17 protein-coding genes are annotated in these 23639 nt (G+C 67.8%); 5 read left to right on the top strand and 12 right to left on the bottom strand.

Translation table 11 applies throughout. The annotated features are described in order from the left end of the window. Positions 1-81: 81 nt before the first annotated feature. Positions 82-939, bottom strand: coding sequence for a D-amino-acid transaminase (locus tag ASF65_RS08870; RefSeq protein WP_055888056.1), 858 nt, complete (start codon positions 937-939; stop codon positions 82-84). A gap of 195 nt (positions 940-1134) precedes the next feature. On the opposite strand from ASF65_RS08870, the gene xylB reads away from it, so the two are divergent. Beyond that, positions 1135-2592 (top strand): xylulokinase, encoded by a 1458-nt coding sequence (gene xylB, locus ASF65_RS08865; protein WP_055888053.1) that lies wholly within the window; start codon positions 1135-1137, stop codon positions 2590-2592. A gap of 874 nt (positions 2593-3466) precedes the next feature. Here the strand turns inward: xylB and ASF65_RS08860 are convergent. The 6 genes from ASF65_RS08860 to ASF65_RS08835 form a co-directional block, all read right to left on the bottom strand. After that, a complete protein-coding gene (locus tag ASF65_RS08860) occupies positions 3467-4579 on the bottom strand; it encodes a branched-chain amino acid ABC transporter substrate-binding protein (RefSeq protein WP_055888051.1) in 1113 nt (370 codons plus the stop codon). A gap of 169 nt (positions 4580-4748) precedes the next feature. Further along, on the bottom strand, positions 4749-5093 hold the full coding sequence (locus ASF65_RS08855; protein ID WP_055888050.1) for a DUF6867 family protein: 345 nt from the start codon (positions 5091-5093) through the stop codon (positions 4749-4751). Beyond that, positions 5093-5857: an ABC transporter ATP-binding protein gene (locus ASF65_RS08850; protein WP_055888048.1), complete on the bottom strand. Its 765-nt coding sequence runs from the start codon at positions 5855-5857 to the stop codon at positions 5093-5095. The genes ASF65_RS08855 and ASF65_RS08850 overlap by 1 nt, the downstream gene beginning before the upstream one ends. Continuing rightward, on the bottom strand, positions 5854-6840 hold the full coding sequence (locus ASF65_RS08845; protein ID WP_055888046.1) for an ABC transporter ATP-binding protein: 987 nt from the start codon (positions 6838-6840) through the stop codon (positions 5854-5856). Before ASF65_RS08845 ends, ASF65_RS08850 begins: the two co-directional genes overlap by 4 nt. A gap of 2 nt (positions 6841-6842) precedes the next feature. Next, positions 6843-8225 (bottom strand): high-affinity branched-chain amino acid ABC transporter permease LivM, encoded by a 1383-nt coding sequence (gene livM / locus ASF65_RS08840; protein WP_055889029.1) that lies wholly within the window; start codon positions 8223-8225, stop codon positions 6843-6845. A gap of 77 nt (positions 8226-8302) precedes the next feature. Next, on the bottom strand, positions 8303-9205 hold the full coding sequence (locus tag ASF65_RS08835) for a branched-chain amino acid ABC transporter permease (RefSeq protein ID WP_055888044.1): 903 nt from the start codon (positions 9203-9205) through the stop codon (positions 8303-8305). A gap of 239 nt (positions 9206-9444) precedes the next feature. Between ASF65_RS08835 and rirA the strand changes: the two genes are divergently transcribed. Further along, entirely contained in the window at positions 9445-9915 is a 471-nt protein-coding gene (gene rirA / locus ASF65_RS08830) for an iron-responsive transcriptional regulator RirA (RefSeq protein WP_055888042.1), read from the top strand. Here the strand turns inward: rirA and ASF65_RS08825 are convergent, their stop codons facing one another. From ASF65_RS08825 to ASF65_RS08815, 3 genes are all read right to left on the bottom strand, one after another. Next, positions 9916-11130, bottom strand: a complete 1215-nt coding sequence (locus tag ASF65_RS08825; protein WP_055888041.1) for a glycosyltransferase family 4 protein — start codon at positions 11128-11130, stop codon at positions 9916-9918. Between the two features lie 95 nt (positions 11131-11225). Next, positions 11226-12611, bottom strand: a complete 1386-nt coding sequence (locus ASF65_RS08820; RefSeq protein ID WP_055888039.1) for an HlyD family type I secretion periplasmic adaptor subunit — start codon at positions 12609-12611, stop codon at positions 11226-11228. Between the two features lie 25 nt (positions 12612-12636). After that, entirely contained in the window at positions 12637-14400 is a 1764-nt protein-coding gene (locus ASF65_RS08815) for a type I secretion system permease/ATPase (RefSeq protein ID WP_082505331.1), read from the bottom strand. A gap of 677 nt (positions 14401-15077) precedes the next feature. Between ASF65_RS08815 and ASF65_RS08810 the strand changes: the two genes are divergently transcribed. Together ASF65_RS08810 and ASF65_RS08805 are read left to right on the top strand one after the other, a co-directional pair. Next, positions 15078-16652, top strand: a complete 1575-nt coding sequence (locus ASF65_RS08810) for a calcium-binding protein (protein WP_055888037.1) — start codon at positions 15078-15080, stop codon at positions 16650-16652. Positions 16653-16733: 81 nt separating this feature from the next. Beyond that, positions 16734-17765, top strand: coding sequence for a sulfotransferase (locus ASF65_RS08805; protein WP_055888035.1), 1032 nt, complete (start codon positions 16734-16736; stop codon positions 17763-17765). Here the strand turns inward: ASF65_RS08805 and ASF65_RS08800 are convergent, their stop codons facing one another. Further along, positions 17766-18674 carry an NAD-dependent epimerase/dehydratase family protein gene (locus ASF65_RS08800; protein ID WP_055888033.1) on the bottom strand — a complete coding sequence of 303 codons (909 nt, stop codon included), beginning with the start codon at positions 18672-18674 and terminating at the stop codon, positions 17766-17768. A gap of 28 nt (positions 18675-18702) precedes the next feature. Next, positions 18703-22644, bottom strand: coding sequence for a rhamnan synthesis F family protein (locus ASF65_RS08795; RefSeq protein WP_055888029.1), 3942 nt, complete (start codon positions 22642-22644; stop codon positions 18703-18705). 250 nt (positions 22645-22894) lie between these two features. Between ASF65_RS08795 and ASF65_RS08790 the strand changes: the two genes are divergently transcribed. Continuing rightward, positions 22895-23620: a FadR/GntR family transcriptional regulator gene (locus ASF65_RS08790; protein ID WP_244486602.1), complete on the top strand. Its 726-nt coding sequence runs from the start codon at positions 22895-22897 to the stop codon at positions 23618-23620. Positions 23621-23639: the final 19 nt, after the last annotated feature.

Raw genomic sequence — 23639 nt, 5'->3', positions numbered from 1 at the left:
GCGGTTTTCCCTTTCGATCGGGACGCCAAACGATGGGGCAGGCTCTTACGCAACGGCACGGTCGCCGTCGAGCCGCTTGGTTCAAAGGGCCTGTGCGATCGCCACGTCGAGATAGGCGGCACGCAGGCGGCGCGCGATCGGGCCCGGCCGCCCGTCGCCGACCGCGACGTCGTCGATCTCGACGACCGGCGTCACGAAGGCGCCGGCCGAGGTCACGAAGGCCTCGCGCGCGCGCTGCGCCTCCTCGATGGTGAAGGGGCGTTCCTCGACGTGCAGGCCGAGTTCGCCGGCGACCTTCAGAAGCGCGGCGCGCGTGATGCCGTGCAGGATGTCGTGGCCGAGCGCGCGCGTTCGGATCGCGCCGTCGTGGGTGACGATGTAGGCGTTGTTGCTGGTGCCCTCGGTGACGGTGCCGTTCTCGACGAACCAGGCGTCGTCCTTGCCCTTCCGCTTGGCCTCCATCTTGGCCATCGACGGGTAGAGAAGCTGCACCGTCTTGATGTCGCGCCGGCCCCAGCGAAGGTCGGGCACCGAGGCGACCTTGAGGCCGTGTTCAGCCTCGCGCGTCTCGATCGCGTCGCGTCGCTGCGTGAAGAGGACGAAGCTCGCCGGCGTGTCGGCCTTGGGGAAGACGAAGTCGCGGTCGGCCTCGCCACGGGTCACCATGAGGTAGACGTGTCCGAGTTCCAGCCCGTTGCGCGCGACGAGTTCGCGGTGGATGGCGAGAATCTCGTCGTCGGTCGCGGGCGAGGGCAGACCGAGTTCGGCGAGCGACCGGCGCAGGCGTGCGCAATGGCCGGGAAAATCGATCAGCTTGCCACCGATCACCGCCGTCACCTCGTAGACCGCATCGGCGAACAGGAAGCCTCGATCGAAGACCGAGACCTTGGCTTCGGTTTCCGGGCGATACGCGCCGTTGACGTAGACGATGCGGGTCATGGAATGGTCCGGTGCTGATGCGCTTCAAGCCGCTTCTAGCCTGTTCGGCGCCGGATCAGAAGCGGTCGGGGCCGCTCCGGCTTCACCGATGCACGGTTGGCGGTTGATGATGACCGGCATCCGACGTTACCTGTGAAACTCAGGAAAGAATCATCGCCGCTCGGGGTTTCCCGACCGGAGGAGGACGGGACGCGAATGGGCCATTATCTCGGGCTGGATCTGGGCACGTCGTCGCTGAAGGCCCTGATCGTCGACGAGGATCAGAACCCCGTCGCCACGGCCAGCGCCTCGCTGAACGTCACGAGACCCGCCTTCGGCTGGTCGGAGCAGGCGCCGGCCGACTGGATCGCTGCCTGCGAGGCGGTGCTCGCGGAGTTGCAGTCGAAGCACGCGGCCGCGATGGCGTCCATGCGCGGCATCGGCCTGTCCGGCCAGATGCACGGCGCGACGCTGCTCGACGGGGCCGACGAGGTGCTGCGTCCCTGCATTCTCTGGAACGACACGCGATCCCACGAGGAGGCCGAGGAACTCGACGACGAGGAAGCGCGCGCGATCACCGGCAACATCGTGTTTCCCGGCTTCACCGCGCCGAAGCTCCTCTGGGTGTCGCGCAACGAGCCGCGAATCTTCGAGCGCGTGCGCCGCGTGCTCCTGCCGAAGGACTACCTGCGTCTCTGGCTGACGGGCGAGGCCGCGTCCGACATGTCGGATGCTGCCGGCACCGCCTGGCTGCGCACCGGCGAGCGGCGCTGGTCGTCGACGATGCTGCGCCGGACGAAGCTCTCGGAGGCCGAGATGCCGCGCCTCGTCGAAGGCACCGAGGCGAGCGGCACGCTGCGCCCCGAACTCGCCAGCCGCTGGGGCCTGCCGCAGGGCGTCGTGGTCGCGGGCGGCGGCGGCGACAATGCGGCCTCGGCCTGCGGCGTCGGCGTCACGCGGCCCGGCACCGGCTTCCTGTCGCTCGGCACGTCCGGCGTCCTGTTCACGGCGAGCGCCGGTTACGACCCGGTTCCCGACACGGCGCTCCACACCTTCTGTCACGCGCTTCCCGGCCTCTGGCACCAGATGGGCGTGACGCTGTCGGCGGCGGGCTCGCTGGAATGGCTGTCCGGCGTTCTCGCCGAGAAACCGGGCGCGCTCGTCGCGCAGGCGGGGGACGACCTGCGTGCGCCGGGGCGGCTTCTGTTCCTGCCCTATCTCTCGGGCGAGCGCACGCCCCACAACGACGCCGCCGTGCGCGGCGCCTTCATCGGCCTCCAGGCCGATACGAGCCGCGCCGACATGGTGCGCGCGGTACTGGAAGGCGTCGCCTTCTCGATCCGCGACTGCCTGGATGCCGCCCCGCATGCCTCGTGGGTGCGCCAGCTGATCGCGGTCGGCGCCGGCTCGCGCTCCGAGCTTTGGCTGAAGATCATGGCAAGCGTCCTCGAAACGCCGGTCGCGCTGCCGGCCGCCGGCGATTTCGGCGCCGCCTTCGGTGCGGCGCGCCTCGGCATCTGCGCGGCCACCGGCGCGGACCCGGACTCGGTGATGACCGAACCGCCGATCGCGGCCCGCTACGAGCCGGACGAGACGATGGTCGAATCCTTCGCCCGCGCCCACGATCGCTACCGTTCGCTCTATCCCGCGCTGATGGCGGCTGGCCGTGCCTGAGGCCTCCCCTCCTGCGACCGTCAGGGCGCGCAGGAGGGGAGGCGGCTGAGCGCAGGAGACTGGTCGTCTCACCGTCGTGGATCGCACCGGCGGCGATCAAGGCTGAGCGCCCCGTCGCGATGCCGAGTCTCTGGTTGTCGATGCCCTCGCCGGCATGGCCGCTGCCGGAGGACGCGCGGTGCATCCTCCGCAACGAAGAGTTGCGGCCGCCCGGCGACCAAGCCGGGCCATATGCCAACATCGTAGATCGGGCGGACCGTGTGGGTCGGAGAGCCGGCTTCCCAGGAGGTTGCGCGGCGAAGGCGTGTGTCCGACGCCGCGTCGTTGCCAGGGCCATCTGGCGCCCCGCTAAGAGGATCGTCGTGCTTGTTCACGAAGGCGGGGCAGCTGAGTGAACGCCTCGCAATGACCGAGCCACGACGGAGCGTTTCCGACCGGATTGAATGGTCGACGCGAAGGTGACTTCGTCTCGCGTCAACGCGCTAGAGGGCGCGATGCCGTTGCGTCGTGACCGACGACAGACGCCAGCTCGGAGCGGAAGCGCTCCGCTGCGCAGCCTGCATCCGTAGAACGATGATGACGGTTCGAGCCGGCCGGAAAAGCTCCCAGGAGTTCACGAGCAGGATCGACCTTCCGACCTCCGGCTAACTCGGCGCCGCCATGGCCTTTCGCATCGCCCAGCTCGCAAAGAGTGCGACGCTCGCCGTGGGGCGGAGCCTTCTGAATGCGCTTCTCGCCCCACTGCGGAATGCGGGGCCGACGTCGTCCTCGACTCCACGAATGCGACCGCCTGTGTCGGGCCGGCTGCCGCGAAAACGAAAGGGGCCCGGCATGTCTCCATGCCGGGCCTCTCGTGTCTCACATGGGGCGTCGCTTACTTCGCGGCGGCCGTCTGGATGTAGTCGTACTTGCCGTTCTTCCACTCGTAGATGACGTAGCCCGGCAGGGTGACGTCGCCCTTGCTATCGAACTTGAGGTCGCCGATCACGGTCGGGAAGGTCTCGGAGTCGAGCGCCTTGACGACGTCCTCGTACTCGGTGCCGCCCGCCTTCTTGGCTGCCTCGGCCCAGGCCTGGATCGCGGCGTAGGTGTAGAGCACGTAGCCTTCGGCAGTCTTGCCCGAGCCCTCGATCTCCTTCACCACCGGCGCGGCGGTGGGGTTCTTGCGCGGATCCGGCGAGAAGGTCATCAGCGTGCCTTCGCCGGCGTCGCCAGTGATCGCCCAGTACTCGTCGGTGACGATCGCGTCGCCCGACATGATCTTGGCGGCAACGCCCTGTTCCTTCATCTGGCGGGCGATGAGGCCGGCCTCGGTGTGGTAGCCGCCGATGTAGACGAGCTTGATGTCGGCCTGCTTCAGCTTGGAAACGAGGGCGGTGTAGTCCTTTTCGCCGGCCGAGTAGGATTCGCTCAGCGTCGGCTTCTTGCCGTTGGCTTCCATCGCCTTGGCGGTCTGCTCGGCGAGGCCCTTGCCGTAGGCCGACTTGTCGTCGAGCACGGCCACGTTCTGGTCCTTGAAGTTCTCGGCGATGTAGGCGCCGGCGACCTCGCCCTGCTGGTCGTCACGACCGCAGACGCGGTAGATGCCGTCCGACGGGCGCTTGTCGGTGTAGTCCGGGTTGGTCGAGGCCGGCGAGATCTCGACGATGCCCTCTTCCGAGTAGACCTGGCTGGCCGGGATCGACGAGCCCGAGCAGAAGTGGCCGGCGACGAAGGGCACGCCCTGCGAGGCGAACTGGTTGGCGACCGCCACGGCCTGCTTCGGATCGCAGGCGTCGTCGCCCACCGACAGCTTCAGCATCTCGCCGTTCACGCCGCCCGCGGCGTTGATGTCCTTGACGGCCTGCTCGGCGCCGACGCGCAGCTGCTCGCCGAAGGTGGCGTACTGGCCCGTCATCGGGCCCGCGACGCCGATCGTGATGTCGGCGAAGGCGGCGCCGCCCAGCACGACGTTGAGGGCCACACCGGCCAGAAGCGCTTTCATCATCGTTCTGTTTTCCCTGTTGATTCCCGAACCGTCTCGGCCGGTCCGGCGGGTTCGCGCGTTTCGTCCCCGGGGGGAGTAAAGACCAAGCCCTTGCCGAGCGGAATAGCCATTTTCAGCCGATCGCCCATTTCTGCCGCTTTTTTTCAGCGATCGGGCGAATGCTCAAGTTTTATGCCTTCTCGAACCGGTACTGCCGCGCCATCTGGGCGGACCGCGTGCGCCCGCGCCCGAACGAGGCGAGCGTGAGAATCACGGCGAAGTCGATCAAGGCGTAGTGCAGGGCGGTCGGCAGCGTGGCCGCGGGAAGAAAGAACGTCCCGTGGAACAGGCTGAAATGCAGGAAGCGAATCGCGACCGTGAGCAGCAGGCAGTAAAAGATCATCAGGCCCCAACCGCTCCACGAGCGGGCGGTCGAGCGCCCGATCGCATAGGCCAGCGCGCCGCCGATCACGACGGTGACGATGAGGAACTCGAAGAACGTCACCTCCCAGAGGAGGGCCATTTCCTTCTGCATTAGTGATGCCCTCCTTCGAGATAGGCGCTGCGGACTTCCTCGCGGGCGAGAAGCTCGCGCCCGGTGCCGCTCATGGTGATGCGGCCGTTGACCATCACGTAGCCGCGATGGGCGAGGCGGAGCGCGTGGAAGGCATTCTGCTCGACGAGGAAGACCGTCAGGCCCTCGTTGCGGTTGAGCTCGCGCACCGCCTCGAAGATCTGCTTAACGATCAGCGGGGCAAGGCCGAGCGAGGGCTCGTCGAGGAGGAGGAGCTTCGGCCGGCTCATCAGCGCGCGAGCGATCGCTAGCATCTGTTGCTCGCCGCCCGACAGCGTGCCGCCGCGCTGGCCGGCGCGCTCCTTGAGGCGCGGAAACAGCTCGAACACCTTGCGCAGGTCGTCGTCGAAATGCTCCTGCCCGACGAGCGTCGTGCCCATCTGCAGGTTCTCCATCACGGTCATGCGGCCGAAGATGCGCCGCCCTTCGGGCGACTGCGCGATCTGGCGGGTCATGATCGTGTGGGTCGGCAGCTGCGAGATGTCCTCGCCGCGATAAAGGATCTGGCCCGAACGCGCGCGCGGGTTGCCGCAGATCGTCATCATCAGCGTCGACTTGCCGGCGCCGTTGGCGCCGATCAACGTCACGATCTCGCCGTCGCCGACGTCGAGGTCGACGCCCTTCAGCGCCTGGATCTTGCCGTAAAAGGTCTCGACGCCCCGGATCGACAGAAGCGGTTGGGCCGTCGCCGTCGCCGCAGGGGTTGCAGTCATCGTCGCGCTCATGCGCCCGCTCCTCCCGGCAGTCCGGCCGTGGCGACCGCGCCGTCGATGTCGCCCTGGTCGAGCTTGGCTTCCACCGCCTCGACCTCCTCGTCGTCGACGCCGAGATAGGCGGCGATGACGCGCGGATCGTTGCGGACCGCATGCGCGGTGCCGTCCGAGATCTTGGTGCCGTAGTCGAGCACCACGACGTGATCGGAAATCTCCATGACGACGCCCATGTCGTGCTCGATCAGGAGGATCGACACGCCGAAGTCGTCGCGCAGCGAGCGCAGAAGCGTGTTGAGTTCGGCCGACTCGCGCGGGTTGAGGCCGGCGGCTGGCTCATCGAGGCACAGGAGCACCGGGTCGGTGCACATGGCGCGCGCGATCTCCAGCCGGCGCTGGTCGCCGTAGGAGAGATCGGCCGCCGGGTCGTCGGCCCGGTGGAGGAGGGCGGTGCGCTTCAGCCAGTCGACTGCGCGATCCTGCGCGGCTTCCTTGGCGCGCCGGTAGCCCGGCAGGCCGAGAAGGCCGCCGATCGTGAAGCCGGACGCCGCCATCAGCTTGTTGTGCTGGGCGACGAGGAGGTTCTCGAACACCGTCATGCCGCCGAAGAGGCGGATGTTCTGGAAGGTGCGCGCGACGCCAGCGACTTCCGTGATGCGGAAGTCGCTCATGCGCTCGAGCAGGAACACCTCGCCGCCCGAAACCTTGCGGCTCTGGGCGCCCGTGCGGGTGAGGGCCACCACCTCGTCCTGGCCGATGCCGGTGCCGCGGCGAAGCGCGATGCGGCCCTCGGTCGGCTTGTAGAAGCCGGTCACGCAGTTGAACACGGTCGTCTTGCCGGCGCCGTTCGGGCCGATCAGCGCGGTGATGTCGCCGCGACCGACCTCGAAGGACAGGTCGTTGATCGCGACGAGCCCCCCGAACCGCATGGTCAGGTGCTCGACCGTCAGCACCGGGTCGCGCATCCAGCGACCCGTCGTTTCCGTCGTCATCGCCATGGTCAGTGCCCCTCGCCCTGAGCGACCATGTCGGCCCCGATCGCCTTGCGTTCCTTGTAGACGGCCGATGGCTGGCGGGAGGACACGAGCCCGCGCGGCTTCCAGACCATGATGGCGACCATGGCGACACCGAAGATCAGCATGCGGTACTGCGTGGGATCGAAGCCGGCGCCGAACACGACCTCGAGGAAGCCGAGATTGCGCAGGAGTTCGATGCCGCCGATCATCACGATCGACGCGATCACGACGCCGATCTGCGAGCCGAGGCCGCCGAGCACCACGATGGCGAGGATGATCGCCGATTCGAGGAAGGTGAAGCTCTCCGGCGAGATGAAGCCCTGGCGCGTGGCGAAGAACGAGCCCGCGAAGCCGCCGAACATGGCGCCCGTCGCAAACGCCGTCAGCTTGACGTTGGTCGTGTTGATGCCGAGCGCCCGGCAGGCGATCTCGTCCTCGCGCAGCGCTTCCCATGCGCGGCCGACCGGCATGCGGCGCATGCGCAGCGTCACGAAGTTGGTGAGGAGGGCCAGCGCGAGGATGATGTAGTAGAGGAAGATGAAGCGGTGGATGCCGTCGTACTGGATCCCGAAATAGTCCGAGAACGAGCCTTCGCCGCGGCCGAAGTCGAGGCCGAAGAGGGTCGGACGCGGGATGCCGAGAAGACCGTTCGGGCCGCCCGTCACCTGGTACCAGTTGAGGAGCACCACGCGGATGATCTCGCCGAAGGCAAGCGTCACGATGGCGAGGTAGTCGCCCCGCAGGCGCAGCACCGGGAAGCCGAGCACGATGCCCCAGAGCGCCGCGAAGAGGCCGGCCATCGGCAGGCAGACCCAGAAGCCGAGATCGAAGTTGATCGCGAGCAGCGCGAAGGAATAGGCACCGACCGCGTAGAACGCGACGTAGCCGAGATCGAGAAGGCCCGCGAGACCGACCACGATATTGAGGCCCCAGCCGAGCATGACATAGGTCAGGATCAGGATGGAGAGGTCGATTAGGTAGCGGTCGCTCGACGGCGCCACGACCTGGATCAGGAACGGCAGCACCAGCGCAAGCCCGAGAAGCCCGACGCCGAGGAAGCGGCCGAGGCCGGCGCCCTTGGTGGAGACGGATTTGCCGGCCTTGGCCGAGCCCGTGCCCTTCTCCTTGCGCTGGAAGAGCACGAGGCTGAGGACGAGGCGCACGCCGAAGGCGAGCGCGATCGCGATGAACCAGAGATCCCAGCGCACCGACAGGACGAGGCCGCCCGGTGCGATGTCCGTGCGCATCAGCAGGAAGAACAGCGTCAGCGCGCCGACGATCGCAGCCGTGACGAGCGCCTCGCGCAGGGCCACGGCAAGGCTCGGGCCGGAGGCGGGCGCATCGCTGGCGGGCGGCACGCCGCGCATGGCGTCGCGACGCATCTCCTCTTCGATCTGCGCGCCCTTGGGCGTGGTGGTGGACGGGGTCTGGGGACCGGCCATGATCAGACCTTCTCCACTTCGGGCCGGCCGAGGAGGCCGGAGGGCAGGAAGATCAGCACGATCGCAAGGATCGAGAAGGCCGCGACGTCCTTATACTCGACCGAGAAATAGCCCGACCAGAAGGTCTCGATCAGGCCGATCGCGAGACCGCCGAGCATGGCGCCCGGCAGCGAGCCGATGCCCCCGAGAACGGCCGCCGTGAACGCCTTAACGCCCGCGAGGAAGCCGATATAGAAGTCGATCACTCCGTAGTAGAGAAGGTACATCGTGCCCGCGACCGCGGCGAGCGAGGCGCCCATGACGAAGGTCAGCGAGATCGTCCGGTCGACGTTGACGCCGAGAAGGGCCGCCATCTTGGAGTCCTGCTCGCAGGCGCGCTGCTGCCGGCCGAGCGGCGTGCGCGCGATGAGGAGCGAGAACACCGTCATCAGCACCAGCGTCACGATGATGATGGTGATCTGCATGTAGGAAATCTGGACGCCCGGAATGACCTGCACCGCGCCCTGGATCTGCGGCGGCAGCGGCTTGACGCGCGCGCCCTGCGACACCTGCACGAAGTTCTGCAGGAAGATCGACATGCCGATGGCGGTGATCAGCGGGGCGAGGCGGAAGGAGCCACGCAGCGGACGGTAGGCGATCCGCTCGATCGACCAGCCCCACAGGGCGGTGAAGAGCATCGCCACGACGATCATCAGGAGGAGCACGATCGGCAGGAACGTTACGCCTATCGAGATGAGGACGAGGAACGTCGTCAGCGCGATGAACGAGCCGATCATGAAGACCTCGCCATGAGCGAAGTTGATCATGCCGATGATGCCGTAGACCATCGTGTAGCCGATGGCGATCAATCCGTAGATCGACCCCAGCGTCACGCCGTTGATCAATTGTTGCAGGAAGTATTCCATGGAGCCTCGTTGATTCGACCCGCTTCGGGCGGCGAGCGCCAACGCCCCGTCGCACAGCCCTCGTGCATGGCGAATTTCTTAGCAACTCGAAAGGGTTTCGCCAACGCGCCCACCGTGCGTCGAGGTGGAAAAGCGACAATTCTGCGACAACGGTGCATGATGCCGCCGCATTTCCCATGCGGTTGGAATTGTTCTAAGGAGTGTTCATCTGCTCGGCAGCCCGCCCGAGGGAGGACTTGATGCGGCTCACGCGCCAGACGAACTACGCCATCCGACTTCTGATGTATTGCGCGGTCAACACCGGGCGGCTGAGCCGTGTCGGCGATGTCGCGGCGGCCTACAACGTGTCGGAACTCTTCCTGTTCAAGATTCTCCAGCCGCTGGTCGAGGCGAGCTTCGTCGAGACGGTGCGCGGCCGCAACGGCGGCATCCGCCTGGCGCGCCCCGCCGCCGCGATCACCCTGCGCGAAGTGGTCGAGACGACGGAAGAGAGCTTTGCGATGGCCGAGTGCTTCGAGACCGGCGCGGTGGATTGCCCGCTGATCGACAGCTGCGCGCTGAATGCCGCGCTGCGCAGCGCGCTCGACGCGTTCCTCTCGACGCTCGGCAACTACACGATCGAGGGCCTCGTCTCGTCGAGCGGCGCAATCCGCAACCGGCTCGGCCTCGGCGAGGCGATAGCGCCCGCGCCCGTGCCCCTCGCCAGTTGATCAGCCGAGCATCCGGCCGATCAGGTTGAGCTGTGCGGGCAGGCACCCCCGCTTCAGGTCGTAGTCCCGCACGATCGTCCGGCGCGCCTCGCGGCGCATGTCGCGATACTTCTCCGGCTGGCGCAGCGCTTCGACCACCGTGTCGGCGAGTTCCTGCGGATCGAAGAAGTCGACGAGCAGTCCGTTCTCGCCATGGCGCACGACCTCCTCGACCGGCGCCGTGCGCGAGCCGATCAGCAGGCACTCGGTCGCCATCGATTCCAGCATCGACCAGGACAGGACGAACGGATACGTCAGATAGACGTGCGCCGCCGACACCTGCAGCAGGGTCTTGAAGTCCTCGTATTCGACGCGCCCGACGAAATGCACGCGCGCCTCGTCGACCGGGTTCTCCTTGAGGAACCGCGCCTTGTAGGTTTCGCCGTCCGGCAGGCGCGCGCCATAGGATACGCCGTCGCCGCCGACGATGACGATCCGTGCGTCCGGCGCCTTGGCGAGGATGCGGTTGATCGCCCGCATGAAGATGTGCGAGCCGCGATAGGGCTCGATGTTGCGCGCGACATAGGTGACGACCGGCGCCGACCTGTCGTAGGTGCGCCCCTCCAGCGTGATGGACGGAGCCTCGGCCGGGCCGATCTGGTCGGTATCGACCCCGTCGTGGATCACCTTGACCTTCGGCTGGAAGACCGACGGGATGCGGCTGTGCTGCCAGCGGGTCGGCGACAGGCCGAGATCGGTCGATTCGAGAGCGGACAGGATGACCTGGTTGCGGCAGCGCAGCTGAAACTTCAGCTCCGTCTGGCTCGGGAACTCGGGGTCGAAGCCGACGTCGGCGCCCGTCGCGCTGTAGTAGAACTCGATATAGCTCAGCAGCGGAACGTCGGGGAAGATGTCCTTGACGAACTGCGTCTCGCCCCACCCGCTGTGCCCGATGATGATGTCCGGGCGCACGTTCTCCTTCTGCATCTGCAGGAGAAGCCGCGCCACCGCCTGGCCATGGAGGATCGCGTCCTCGGTGGTGCGCAGGTAGTTGTGGATCTGCGGGTTCGGCGCGCGGTGCGGCGTGTATTCCACCAGCCGCACGCCCGCGAGGCGGTTCTTGGTCGGCTTGGTGATGAAGAAGACCCGGTTGTGCTGGGCGAGCGCCCGGCACAGGTGGAGGAACTGGCCGGGGAAGTTCTGGTGGATGAAGAGAAGCGTCTTGTTCTGGATCATGATCTACGCGGCACGGGAACGGGACGGCATCCCGTCACGCGGCGACGATCGGGACGGCGAGGGGCGGCGCGCCGGAGCGCGCCGCCGGACGGCTGTTATTCCTCGCGGAAGGCGCGGTCCATCGAGCGCGTGATCGGGGCGAGGATGTAGTCGAGCGCGGTGCGCTCGCCCGTCGGGATGATGACCTCGGCCGGCATGCCCGGATAGAGGCGGATGTCGTGCGACAGGTGGGCGAGGGCGCTCGGCGCCACCTCGACGTCGGCCTTGAAGTAGGCCGTGCCGTTCTCGGTCGTCAGCCGGTCCGGCGACACGCGCAGGATCCGCCCGTTGACCGAAGGCGTGGTGCTCTGGTTGTAGGCCGTGAGCTTCACCATCGCGTTCATGTTCGGCTCGACCTTGGCGATGTCCTGCGGCTGGATCATCGCCTCGATGATGAGCTGCGTGTTGTCGGGCACGATGTCGAGGATGCGCTCGCCGGGGCCGAGCACGCCGCCGTCGGTGAACTGCGTCAGGCCGAGCACGGTGCCGGTCGCCGGCGCGCGCACTTCGGTCAGCGCCAGCGTCGCCTTGGCCGACTGCAGGCGCGGCACGATGTTGGCCATCTCCGACTGGACGTTGCTGATGCCCTCGTTGGCTTCCGTCAGGCGATCCTGCTTCAGGCGGTTCATCTGCATCTCGGCCTCGCCCTGCGTCTCGCGGGCCTCGGCGATCTGCGACTTCAGGGATCCGGTCTGGCCGCCGAGATCGACGGAGGCGCGCTCGAGCGCTAGGACCTGCGTCTTCGGCGCGAGGCCCTTAGCGAGAAGCGAGGCGACGCCCTTCTTCTCTTCCTCGATCAGCTCCTGCTGGCGGTCGATCGAGTTGATCTGGATCTGGTAGCCGTTGATTCGCGTCTCGAGCTGCTGGCGGCGCTGCTGCAGGATCTCGACCTGCGTCTCGAGACCCATCTTGCGGGTCTGGAACAAGGTGGTCTGGTCGGTGATCAGCTGCTCGATCGACGGATCGTCGCGCCGCTCCAGCACCTCGGACGGGAAGGTGATCGTCTCGTCGCCCTTGCTCTCCGCGGTGAAGCGGGCGCGGCGGGCGAGGAGGTTCATCAGCTGGTTGTCGTAGACCTCGTAGGCCGAGCGCGCCTGCACGTCGTCCATGCGCAGGAGCACGTCGCCGGCCTGCACGTGCTGGCCGTCGCGCACCATGACCGACTTCACGATGCCGCCGTCGCGGTTCTTCACGACCTTGCGGCTGTCCTCGACCTTGACGACGCCGCCCGCCAGCACCGCGCCCGAAAGCGGCGCGAAGGCCGCCCAGGTGCCGATGCCGACGATGAAGATGCCGACGATCGCCGAGCCGAGAAGGATCGGGCGGCGAAGGTTGAACTCGTACTGGCCGTCGTCTCCGCCCGGCTTGGCGAGCTTCGGCACCTCGCCCGGCTGTGCGGGCTGCTCGTCGTCGGGCTTCTTCCTGAAGGCGATCACGGACATCGGTCTATCTCTCGAATCTTCAGGGTCAGGACGAGGCCGGGATGGCCTTCGGCTCCGGCGCGGCCGCCACCGCCTGTTGCGGCTGGGGCTGCTGTGGGGCCGGGGCCGGGGCGACGACGCGGGCGAGCACCTCGTCGCGCGGGCCGAACCGCTCCACCATGCCGTCGCGCAGGAGCAGGATCTTGTTGGAGTAGTTCAGCGCCGACATGCGGTGCGAGATGACGACCACGGTCGAGCCGATGCGGCGGAGCGCGACGATCGCGGCGAGCAGCGCCTGTTCGCCGTCCGAATCGAGCGAGGCGTTCGGCTCGTCCAGCACCACGAAGGACGGGTTGCCGTAGACGGCGCGGGCGAGCGCGACGCGCTGGCGCTGGCCGACCGAGAGCATCGCGCCGCCTTCGCCGAGTTCGGTGTCGTAGCCGTCGGGCAGGCGCAGGATCAGGTCGTGGCAGCCGGCCATCTTGGCGGCGGCGAGCACGGCCGCGTCGTCCGGCTCGGGCGCGAAGCGGGCGATGTTCTCGCGCACGGTGCCCGAGAAGAGCTCCACGTCCTGCGGCAGGTAGCCGATGTGGCGGCCGATATGATCGCGGCCCCAGGAGTGCATCTCGGCGCCGTCGAGGCGGACCGAGCCCGAGGTCGGGCGCTGCACGCCGATCAGGAGGCGGGCGAGCGAGCTCTTGCCGGCGCCGGACGGGCCGATGAGGCCGAGGCAATCGCCCGGCTCCAGCGCGAAGTTGAGGTTCTTCAGGAGCGCCTTGTTGGTGCCAGGGAAGGCGTAGAAGCAACCCTCGACGGCGAGCTTGCCGGCGGGGCGCGGCAGTTCCATGCCGCGCTCGGCGGCGGGGAACTCCAGGAGGAGGGCGTTCAGGCGCTCGAAGCTCTGGCGCGTGTTGACGATCGTGCCCCACGAGCCGACCGCGCGCTGCACGGGGGCCAGCGCCTTCGACACCAGCATCACGGCCGCGAACATGATGCCGGGACCGGCGAGGCCCTCGATCACCAGCAGCGCGCCGCCGGCGAGCATCGAGACCTGCAGGAAGTTGTTGAGGAAGCGGATCGCCGCCTGCACCGACCCGCCGCGCTCCGACGCCTCTTCCTGCGAGGAGAGCATGGCGAGGCGGTCGCGGTTCCAGCGGTTGGTCAGGCCGGGCAGCATGCCCATCGCGTAGATGACTTCGGCGTTGCGCAGGCCCGAATCGGTCGCCGCATAGGAGCGCTGGCCCGCGATGTTGGCCTCCTTCAGCGCCGGCTTCGTCACGTACTCGTTGAGGAGGGCGAGACCGAACAGGAGGATCGCGCCGACCGTCGCGGCCATGCCGAGGCGCCAGTCGATCATCGTGATGACGATCAGGAAGATCGGCGCCCAGGGCGTGTCGAGGATCGTGTTGGTGACGTTGCCGGCGATGCCCTGGCGGAACGTGTCGAGGTCGCGCAGCGCCGAGGCTCGGGCCGGGCGCCCGGCGCGAAGCCCGGCGTTCACGACGGCGTCGAGCAGGCGCGGCGCCATCTTGCGGTCGATCATCGAGCCGATGCCGATGAGGATCCGCCCGCGCAGCTCCTCCAGCGCGATCATCACGACGAAGGCCATGATCACGGCGATCGACAGGTAGATCAGCGTCGCTTCCGAATGCGAGGTGATGACGCGGCTGTAGACCTGCGTCATGTACAGCGGCATCGCCAGGAACAGGAGGTTCGATCCGAAGGAGAACAGCGCCGCGAAGGCCATCGGCTTCTTGCCGGCGCGGAGCGCATCGCGCATTTCGGGCGCGAGGGTAACGTTGGGCTGCATGGATCGCCTTTGCGGACGGAACGCTGCGGAACACGGGGTGACGCCCGCAAGCCAAGACCCGCTCCCATCAGCCAATCGCGGCATCATGAGGGCAAATCCGGCCGGGGCAGGCACCGACCGCCGGACCCTACACCCAAACCCGCGATTTTCCTACGTCCCGCCTGCGTTTCGGTTGCGGTCCGAAGTCTGCGGCAGGCGGCGGGACGATGCGTCTTCCTGTGTCCGCTCGACGCGCTGGCGAACCGGCGGCCGAATGAATTGCGAGCATCTCGCGCTCATGGATGCGTTCTTGCCTCGCCCGGCGCGCATCCGGGATGCTTCAGACGACGGAGCGGCTCGATACGCAGCTGCCGTTTCCCCCTGACCGAGCCCTCGTGCCGGCCTCGCAAGGAGGGTTGTTAAGAACCTCTTAAATGGTTCCGTCCTCACGAGAAAAATTGTGTGAAGCTTGCTGTTGTGGCGGGCCGGCCACACGCCTTGAGCCGCCTGCTGTTTGGTCCTCTAAAGTTTAAGCATTGCGCGTTGCCTTACCCAGGACCGTCTGCTACCCGGTTAAGCAGTTTCAAGGTTCTGGGCCTGTGCGGTGGCGACATCGCTTGGTCGGCCTGAGAGAGGCCTATCTCGGCCTCACCGGGACCTGGGAGCTTTGATCAAACCGCTTGGACGGAGAGACTACCTTGGCGATTTACGATTTCAGCACGATCACGGCCGAGCAGGCCGCTTCGTTCAATTCGGCCCGCGACACCCTGACCTTCACGGGCATCACGGCGAGCGCCGTGACCGTCGGTCAGTCCACGTCCTCGGCCGGCGTTTCGCAGACGATCCTCGCCGCCGAAGGCAAGACCGTCATCCTCGGCACCCAGACGCTCGACACTTCGGACTTCCTGTTCTCGAACGGTTCGGAGCTCCGCATCGGTGGTACCGGCGCTGACACGTTCACGACGACGCTGAACGGTTCCGCTCTCTACGGCTTCGGCGGCAACGATGATCTGTCGACCTCGTCGGCAACCAACGTTCTGATCCAGGGCAACCAGGGCGACGATATCCTGTCGATCACTGGTTCGGGTCAGGGCACCGTTTTCGGCGGCCAGGGCGCTGACGAGATCGAAGTGTCGAGCTCGGTCAAGTCGTTTGTGAACGGCAACGACGGCGACGACAACATCACTGTGAGTGGTGCCGCTTCGCACGAAGTTCGCGGTGGTATGGGCAACGACGACTTCACGGTCACCAGCGGCAGCCATCTGCTGTTCGGCGACATGGGAGATGACACGTTCGCTTTGACCGCTACGTCGGGCACCAGCACCGTGTTCGGTGGCATGGGCGCTGACGAATTCACCGTTTCGGGCGGTGGCAGTGCGCAGCTTTACGGCGACATGGGCAACGACCGCTTCGAACTGAGCGGTGCTGGCTCGATGACCGTGTTCGGTGGCCAGGGCAACGACGTCGTCATCTCTGGCGGTGCGAAGTCGATCATCTCGGGCGACCTCGGCGATGACAGCATCACCCTTTCGGGAACTGGTTCGCACACCGTCGCGGGTGGCGAGGGCGTGGACACGATCATCCTCGGTGAGACCGGTACTGCCTTCACCGGCACGGCTGCGATCAACGGTAACCAGGGTGATGACGTCATCCGCTTCTTGGCTTCCGCGAACGGTACCGTCGTTGTGAACGGTGGCCAGGGCGGTGACCTCATCACGGCGTCTGCTGTGACCTCGACGACCTCGACCTTCACGCTTTCGGGCGACAACGGCAACGACACCATCTTCGGTGGCGCCGGTGCTGACCGTCTCCTCGGCGGCAACGGCAACGATTCGCTGAGCGGTGGCGCTGGTGATGACACGCTCAACGGCGGCGCCGGTGTGGATACGCTGACCGGCGGTAACGGCGCTGATCGCTTCAACTTCGCGGTGGGCGATGCTCCGATCTCGGCTACGGGCGACGTCATCACCGACTTCGGCACGGGCGCTGACGTGATCAGCTTCGGTGGCGCGGCTGGTTCCACCTCGAACTACTTCGAGAACAACTTCGCCTCTTCGACGTCGTTCGCGACCGCTACGTCCTTCGCCAATAACGCGATGGCCGCCAGCGGCTCGACGGTCGACTACGTCCTTCTGACGAATGTCGCGATCGGCGGTGCACCGAGCAACGCCGTGCTCTTCGTCGACACCAACGGCGACAACGTTGCGGACACCTCGGTCATCCTGACCGGCGTCACGACCGGCACGTTCTCGGAAGCCAACATCGTCGCCTAATTGGCTTCGATCGACTGATCATCGGGAAGGCCGCCTTGTGCGGCCTTCTTCGTTTCTGCAGGCGGACGGCGGGTTTTCATCGTGGCCAAGGTCAATCTCATCGTCGGCGGCGTCCAGAAGGGTGGGACGACGACGATCTCGCAGCATCTGCGCAACCATCCGCTGGTCGCCTTCGGCGACACGAAGGAACTGCATGTCGCGAGCGACAAGGATCGCTTCGCCGACCCCGACTACGACCTGAACGACGCCTATCCCAAGCGCTTCGCCAACGTCATCGCGATGGAGGGCGTCTTGCCGCGCTATCTCGCGGATGCGACGCCCGTCTACTGCTACTGGCCGAACGCCATCGAGCGGCTGGCCGCCTACAATCCTGCGACGCGCCTCGTCCTCATCTATCGCGACCCGATCGAGCGCGCCTATTCGCATTGGAAGATGGAATACTTCCACGGCCGCGAGACGCTGTCCTTTCCGGAAGCGATCCGCTCCGGCCGCTCGCGCGTCGCCAGCGACCCGACCGCGCCCGGTTTCCACCGCGTCTTCTCCTATGTCGAGCGCGGCTTCTACGCGAACCAGTTGCGCCGCGTGTTCGCCCATTTCCCGCGCGAGCAGGTGCTCGTCCTCGAGACGCGCGCGCTGGAGCAGCGCGTCGAGGAAACCCTCACCCGCATCTGGAACTTCCTCGAACTGGACGCACCGGCCGCGGCCCCTAGGCCCCTGCGCGAGAACACCGCCTTCGCCCACGACTACGGCTACGAGTTCGACCAACGCGACGGCGAGTTCCTGTACCGCCTGTTCCAGTACGAGATCGAGGCCTTCGCGGACCTCAGCGGCGTCGACGTCTCGCACTGGGGCGCGGCCTATCGCGGCATGAGCGCCATCGCATCAGTCGACGTGCTGCGCGAGCGCGCCCCGCGCCCGAACCTGTCGTTCCAGCCGTTCGACGCCTCGCATGCGTCCGCCTCCGGCGCGCTGCACGAGGACACGGCCTTCGAGGGCCCGCCGGTAAAGCGGGATCTCCAGGCCGAGATCGACCGGCTGCGGGCCGAGAACGAGGACTTGCGCGCCCAGCTCGCCGGCACGGCGGAGAAGCGCCGGAGCTGGTTCGGCCGCTGATCAGTCCTTGAGCGTCAGCCGGAGCCCGTCCATAAAGGGCGTCTTCGGCGACCAGCCGAGAAGGTCGCGCGCGAGCGTGATGTCGAGGACGTTGGCGTCGACGTCCGAATCGCGCGTGCCGCCGTCCTCGCGCGCGAAGCGCTCGCCGAGCACGCTTTCCACCGCCTCGATCACGTCCATGATCCGTCGGCCTTCACCCGAGCCGATGTTGATCGTGCGGCCCGCGGCGGCGGGTACGGTGAGGCTCAAGGCGACGGCGTCCGCCAGATCGTCGATGTAGAGGAAGTCGCGGATCGCCTGACCGCCGTTGATGACGCGCACGGGGAGCCCTTGCGCATGGCGCTGGAGAAGCGCGGGGATCAGGCCCTGTCCCTTGCGGAACGTCTGACCCGGGCCGAACGGGTTGGCGACGCGCAGGATGACCGAATCGAGATCGTGCAGCCGGCCGTACATGCCGATGTATTGCTCGACCACGAGTTTCGTCATGCCATGCGACGAGAGTGGCTTCGCTTCATGCGTCTCGGGGATGGGCAGCGTTTGCGGTTGGCCGTAGACCGTGCCGCCCGACGACAGGAAGACGTAGCGCTCGACCTTCGCGGCGACGCAGGCTTCGAGAAAGGAGACTTGCGGCACGACGTTGTCGCGGATGTCGCTGACGGCATAGCGGTTCTGCAACCCCGGCGAGGACGTCGAGATCAGCTGCACGACGACGCGCAGATCGGTCAGCGCCGAGGCCATCGCGAGATCATCGCCGAGATCGGCCTGGACCACCTCGACGTCGGCCGGAAGCGACGCGGCGAAGGCCGGGTCGATGTGGCGCGAGACGGCGCGCACGCGCTCCGGCCCGCCTGCCAGCCGCCGGACGAGGTGCCGGCCGATGAAGCCGTTGGCGCCGAAAATGCCGATCATCGCTTCGTCCCCACCACGCGAGTCGTTCTCAGCGCACCGAACCGGGCACGAGCGTCGTGGCGACCGTGTAGCCCGCCTTCTCGGCGGCGAACGGCAGGAGCCGCTCCAGCGCGTGCAGGAGCGTGCCGTCCTTCGGAAGCGGCTCGGCGGGATAGTCGTCCGCTGCAAGGTTCAGGGCGAAGAGTGGCTCGAGGGCGGCCGGACGGGCCCAGAACATCGTGCCGTTCGGGAAGTCGAACGCGTGGGGCAGCGGCGTCGCGATCCCCATGCGCGCCGCGACGCCCTCGGCGGCCTTGCGGCTGCCGTCCCAGCCGACGAGGTTCGGGTCCTCCGGGAACACTAGTCCGATCCGCTCGTCGGCGGCGAAGGCCGCGGCGATGCGGTCGGCCATCGGATGGGCGCCGCCGAGGAGATGCTCCCACAGGAACGTGCGCCAGCGCTCGCCGTATGTGCGGTCGACCCCTTGCGTGTGGAGGCTCCGCTTGCCGTGGAGGTGGCCGACAAGATCGTAGCCGGACAGCGTGCTGTGGCCGAGCGCGGTGAGGAACGGTGCGATGTCGCGGCCCCGGTTCGGCACCTCCAGCAGCTCGACGCGGCCCTTGGCATAGCCGTGGCTCGCGCCGCGCAGGGCCGCAAGCGCTTCCGGCGTGTCGGTGGTGAGGAAGAGGTCGCAGCCGAGCGCGTTGGCCGACAGGCGCTTGAGGAACTCCGGCAGGAGTTCGGGATAGTGGAAGTGACCGTGGAGGGCGATCTTTAGGCCGGACGGTGGCGCGACCGTCGGCCCGTCCGCGCGGATGACGGGATGCGTCCAGGGGCCGGCCGGACGACCGCGCGCGGCGTAGTCGGCCAGCGGATCGCGATCGAGGCCGGGATGCTCCGCCTCGAACCGCAGCGGGTTGAAGCCCGGCAACGGCCGGCGGGGATAGGCGTAGGAGTCCGGCGCGGCGCCGCGCGCCCGGCGGGCGGACGCCGCCACATAGTGGGCGATCGCCTCGTCGCGGTCGAGCTTGGGATGCACCTCGCCGGTGTAGAAGTCCCGATCGAAGAGATCGGGCGAGGCGGCGATCGCCTTCCGGTCGCGCGTCTCGCCCTGCGAGCCGGCGATCGCGGCCTCGCCGAGGTCGGCGAGCTTGCCGACATAGACGTTCATGTCGAACGTGCGTCGGGCGATGGCGGCAAGGTCCGCCGAGACGGCATCGTAATGGGCGCGATCGGTCGCCAGACGCGCGATCTCGACGCCGGCGAGATGCGTGTCGAGATGAGGCACCACCAGCGAGCGGGCGGCTTCGCCCTCGACCAGAATATCGGACATGCCCGTCGCGCCGTCGAAGCAGACGACCGGCACGCCACGCAGCGCGGCGTCGATCGAGACGTTCGGCAGCGGGTCGAGCCGCGAGGGCAGGAGGAGCGCGTCCATCCGCTCGTAGACGGGCTCGAGGTCGGCGACGTTGTCGATGATGTCGAGGCAGTCCTCGAGGCCCGACAGTTCGATCTGCGCCTGCACGTAGACCGAGAAGTTGAGGTCCTCCGCGGGCTTGTAGCCGTGGCCGATCCAGAGGAAGCGGAACTTGCGGTCAGGCGCGGCATTGCGCGCGGCCAGCGCGGCCGCGACGAAGAGGTCGACGCCCTTGCGCTGCTGCACCGTGCCCATGCCGAGCACGAGGAAGGCGTCCTCGAAGCCGGGCGGGCGCAGGATGCCGGGAAGCTTTGGATCGTTGACGGCGTTCTTCGCCTTGGCGCTCGCGACCTTCGGCACCTCCGAGGGACCCTGAGGAACGATGTCGCAGGAGCGCTTGCGCACCGCCTCGTATTCCAGCCGCGATACCTCGTGGACGACGCGGGCCGGGAACACCAGCCGCGACGCCGTCTCGTAGAGGTCGTGCAGCATGCCGGGCGGGCGGTAGTAGGTCGAGAACTCGTGGACGAGGGCGATGACGGGGACGCCCGCCCGCTCCAGCGCCACCGCGTAGTGGCGGGTCTCGACGCTGTTGGCGATCGCAAAGTCGATGCGGTAGCGCCGGGTGATCTCCTCGACGACCGCCTCGGCCTCGAACGGATCGAAGCAGGCGGGTCGGCCGACCGGGCCGAGCGCGACGTCGGAGGCGCGCGCGAACGTCTCCTCGAACTCGCCGCCGGCCATCAGGAGGGTGACGACGTTGTGCGTCCGGTGCAGGCGGTCGGCGATGTTCCAGGCGAGGATCGGCGCGCCGGTGCGCGAGGCCTCGTGCGCGATGACGAGGACCGTGCGGCGCGCGGGGTCGAAGCGGCCCTTGGGATAGTCCATCGCGGCGGCAGCGGAGCTGCCCGCGCGTCCCTCGGCCGCGCCGTGCAGCACGAAATGCGCCAGGAGGTTCGGAACGGCCTCCGCGAGGTCGGGATAGCGCAGCGCGTAGAAACGCGGGTCGAAGCGCGGCGAGGGGCGGCGGCGGGCGGCTTCGCCGACCGTGACGTAGTGCACGGCCGCGTCGAAGCCGATCAGGCTAATGCCGGCTTCCCTGGCGTAGTAGGCCGCGTCGAAATAGGGGCTGCGCAGGATCGCCTCTGCAGTGCGCAGATCATCTTCGGAATACGTCCTGACGGGCCTGTCGACAGCCCCGGACGCGCTCGCCTCGGCCGTGACGACGCGGCCCTCCATCGCGGGCAGGGCGGCGCGCCGCGGGCTGGCCATGCCGCGAACGAGGCGCAAGGCCGGGCGAAGCGAGGAGCGGATGCGGGCACGCGCGGTGGGCGACACGCGCTCCGCCATCCGGCGCAGCGGCGCGCCGGCGCGCCAGCTGAACGAGACCAGCACGGCCTGAAGGCTCTGCTGTGTCGCCTGCCACGCGGCATGGAGTTGGTCGCGTTCCTCCCGAAGCTGCTGGCCCATCGCCTCCAGGGCATCGCGCTCCTCGGTGAGGAAGCCGGCATGGGTGCGCCAGCGATCGGTTTCGGCGCGTTCGACCTCAAGCTGGTGCGCCGCTTCGCTCGCCCGGCTCTCGACCACGTGGTCCATGTGGGCCGCGTGCTGCTCGAGCGAGTTGATCCGGTCGTAGCGTGCGCCGAGAAGCCGATTGGTATTCTGAACGAAGCCGCGGAACAGGCCTTCGGCAGCGCCGAGCGTCGACGACACGGCGTCGAGACGGGCCATCGCGTCGGGCGACTCCGGCGCCTCGATCAAGGCGGCGAGCGCATCCCAGGTTTCGCCGACCAGCCATTCCAGCGAGCCGTGCGGCGCGTCGATCCGCTCGGGCGCCGTGTGATGGCGCATGTCGCCGGACAGGAAGTCGTCGATGTCGGCGCCCGCGTCCTCGAACGAGCGCGGCCAAGCGATCGCCAGATCGGCGGCGATCCGGGCGGCCGCCGCGCGCCAGTCCCGCACCACGGCGTCGAACATCAGGAACGAGCGCGGCCGCCCACGCGAGTCGCGCTCGGCCGCCAGCACATGCGACAGCCAGAGGAGGAGACCCTGCTCCAGCGGGAACTCGTTGCGCTTCTGAAGCGACTGCGCGACCTCCATCGGATGTCGCAGCGGATGCAGGGTCGCGACCTTGCGCCCGGTCGCTTCGAGCGCGGGAATCCAGATCGGCATGAGGCGGCAGATGCGCGGGTCCTTGACGAGGACGCGCGGTGCGGCGCCGAGCTCCAGCGCCGCCAACCGGCGGAGGCGCTCCACGGCGCCGGCCTCCGTGGCGGCTGCGAAGGCCGCGTCCGGGATACGGACGGCATCGTCGTAGAGAAAGCCGAGTTCGCCGAGCAGCCGGTCGTCGAACTCGACGAAGCGGCGGTTTTCGAAGAAGCCCTTGGGGTTGTCGAAGGCCGGCGGGATCAGGTCGCCGGGGACGTCGATGCCCAGACGCATCATCATGCCGGCCAGTGCCGAGGTGCCGCTCCGGTGCATTCCGACGATCAGGATCGCCAGTCCGTCGGACAGAGCGGGCCTTGCCTCGTTCGGAACGTCGGTTGCGGCGGCAGCCGGGATCTGTGCAGTCATGGAACTTCCTGGTCGCGGCCGGCGATCGCAGCACGGCCCCGTTTCTTTGACCCCCCGGGACCGTCAAGGCAACAGGTTTCGAATTCCATGGTATGAGATCGGGTTTCTATCCTTCACTCGGCTTGCCAAGTGCGGGAACTCGCGGTCCACTCGCAATTTCGGGGTGGACCGGACGGCGGACGGACGAATCGTCCCGACGGGGAGCAGAACGCGAGTGCCTGGGAGCGAGATCGAACGAACCGAGCGCATCGTGCCGAGGGGCCGCTCGCAGCGATTGCACGGCTCGATCGCCCAGGAGATCGGGACGGCCATCCTGACGGGGACCTACGCGCCGGGTGACCTCTTGGCCAACGAGGTCGACTTCAGCGAGCGGCTCAGCGTGTCGCGCACGGCGTACCGGGAGGCGGTTCGGATCCTGGCCGCCAAGGGCCTCGTCAGCAGCCGGCCGAAGGCGGGAACCCGCGTCAACGCGCGGAGTAACTGGAACTTCCTCGATCCCGACATCCTGCGCTGGATCTTCGAGAACGGGCCGCCGACGCCCGCCTTCGTGCGCGAACTGTTCGAACTTCGACAGATCGTCGAGCCATCGGCCGCGGCACTCGCAGCCGAGCGGCACACGCGCGCCGATATCGCCGAGTTGCGCGCCGCGCTGGAACTGATGGGGCGTCACGGCCTCGGCGTCGAGGAAGGGCGCAACGCGGACCGCGTGTTCCACGAAACGATCCTGCGGGCGACCCGCAACGAGGCGCTTGGGACGCTGGCGAGCGGCATCGCCGCGGCTGTCCGCTGGACGACGCTCTTCAAGGCGCGCGACGGCCGGATGCCGCGCGATCCGGTCCCCGAGCACGCCAAGGTGCTGGCGGCGATCGCCGCGGGCGACCCGGACGGGGCGCGCCAGGCCATGGCGACGCTGGTCGGCCTCGCCTTCCAGGACATTCGCTCGGTCGACCCGCGGCTTATCGACGAGACCGTGTGATCCGCTGATCGCCTGTCTG

It is taken from the genome of Aureimonas sp. Leaf324 (genome assembly GCF_001423245.1).
Lineage (GTDB): Bacteria > Pseudomonadota > Alphaproteobacteria > Rhizobiales > Rhizobiaceae > Aureimonas.
The sequence above is the reverse complement of the archived record's forward strand: the minus strand, read 5'-3'. Positions and strand labels throughout refer to the sequence as shown.

Bases quoted from the DNA above. Each gene is read 5' to 3' on its own strand.
- ASF65_RS08860 (WP_055888051.1), bottom strand. From the start codon at position 4,579: ATGATGAAAGCGCTTCTGGCCGGTGTGGCCCTCAACGTCGTGCTGGGC.
- rirA (WP_055888042.1), top strand. From the start codon at position 9,445: ATGCGGCTCACGCGCCAGACGAACTACGCCATCCGACTTCTGATGTAT.
- ASF65_RS08795 (WP_055888029.1), bottom strand. From the start codon at position 22,644: ATGACTGCACAGATCCCGGCTGCCGCCGCAACCGACGTTCCGAACGAG.
- ASF65_RS08815 (WP_082505331.1), bottom strand. From the start codon at position 14,400: ATGCAGCCCAACGTTACCCTCGCGCCCGAAATGCGCGATGCGCTCCGC.
- ASF65_RS08800 (WP_055888033.1), bottom strand. From the start codon at position 18,674: ATGATCGGCATTTTCGGCGCCAACGGCTTCATCGGCCGGCACCTCGTC.
- ASF65_RS08855 (WP_055888050.1), bottom strand. From the start codon at position 5,093: ATGCAGAAGGAAATGGCCCTCCTCTGGGAGGTGACGTTCTTCGAGTTC.
- ASF65_RS08850 (WP_055888048.1), bottom strand. From the start codon at position 5,857: ATGAGCGCGACGATGACTGCAACCCCTGCGGCGACGGCGACGGCCCAA.
- ASF65_RS08870 (WP_055888056.1), bottom strand. From the start codon at position 939: ATGACCCGCATCGTCTACGTCAACGGCGCGTATCGCCCGGAAACCGAA.
- ASF65_RS08845 (WP_055888046.1), bottom strand. From the start codon at position 6,840: ATGGCGATGACGACGGAAACGACGGGTCGCTGGATGCGCGACCCGGTG.
- ASF65_RS08820 (WP_055888039.1), bottom strand. From the start codon at position 12,611: ATGTCCGTGATCGCCTTCAGGAAGAAGCCCGACGACGAGCAGCCCGCA.
- livM (WP_055889029.1), bottom strand. From the start codon at position 8,225: ATGCGCGGCGTGCCGCCCGCCAGCGATGCGCCCGCCTCCGGCCCGAGC.
- ASF65_RS08825 (WP_055888041.1), bottom strand. From the start codon at position 11,130: ATGATCCAGAACAAGACGCTTCTCTTCATCCACCAGAACTTCCCCGGC.
- xylB (WP_055888053.1), top strand. From the start codon at position 1,135: ATGGGCCATTATCTCGGGCTGGATCTGGGCACGTCGTCGCTGAAGGCC.
- ASF65_RS08835 (WP_055888044.1), bottom strand. From the start codon at position 9,205: ATGGAATACTTCCTGCAACAATTGATCAACGGCGTGACGCTGGGGTCG.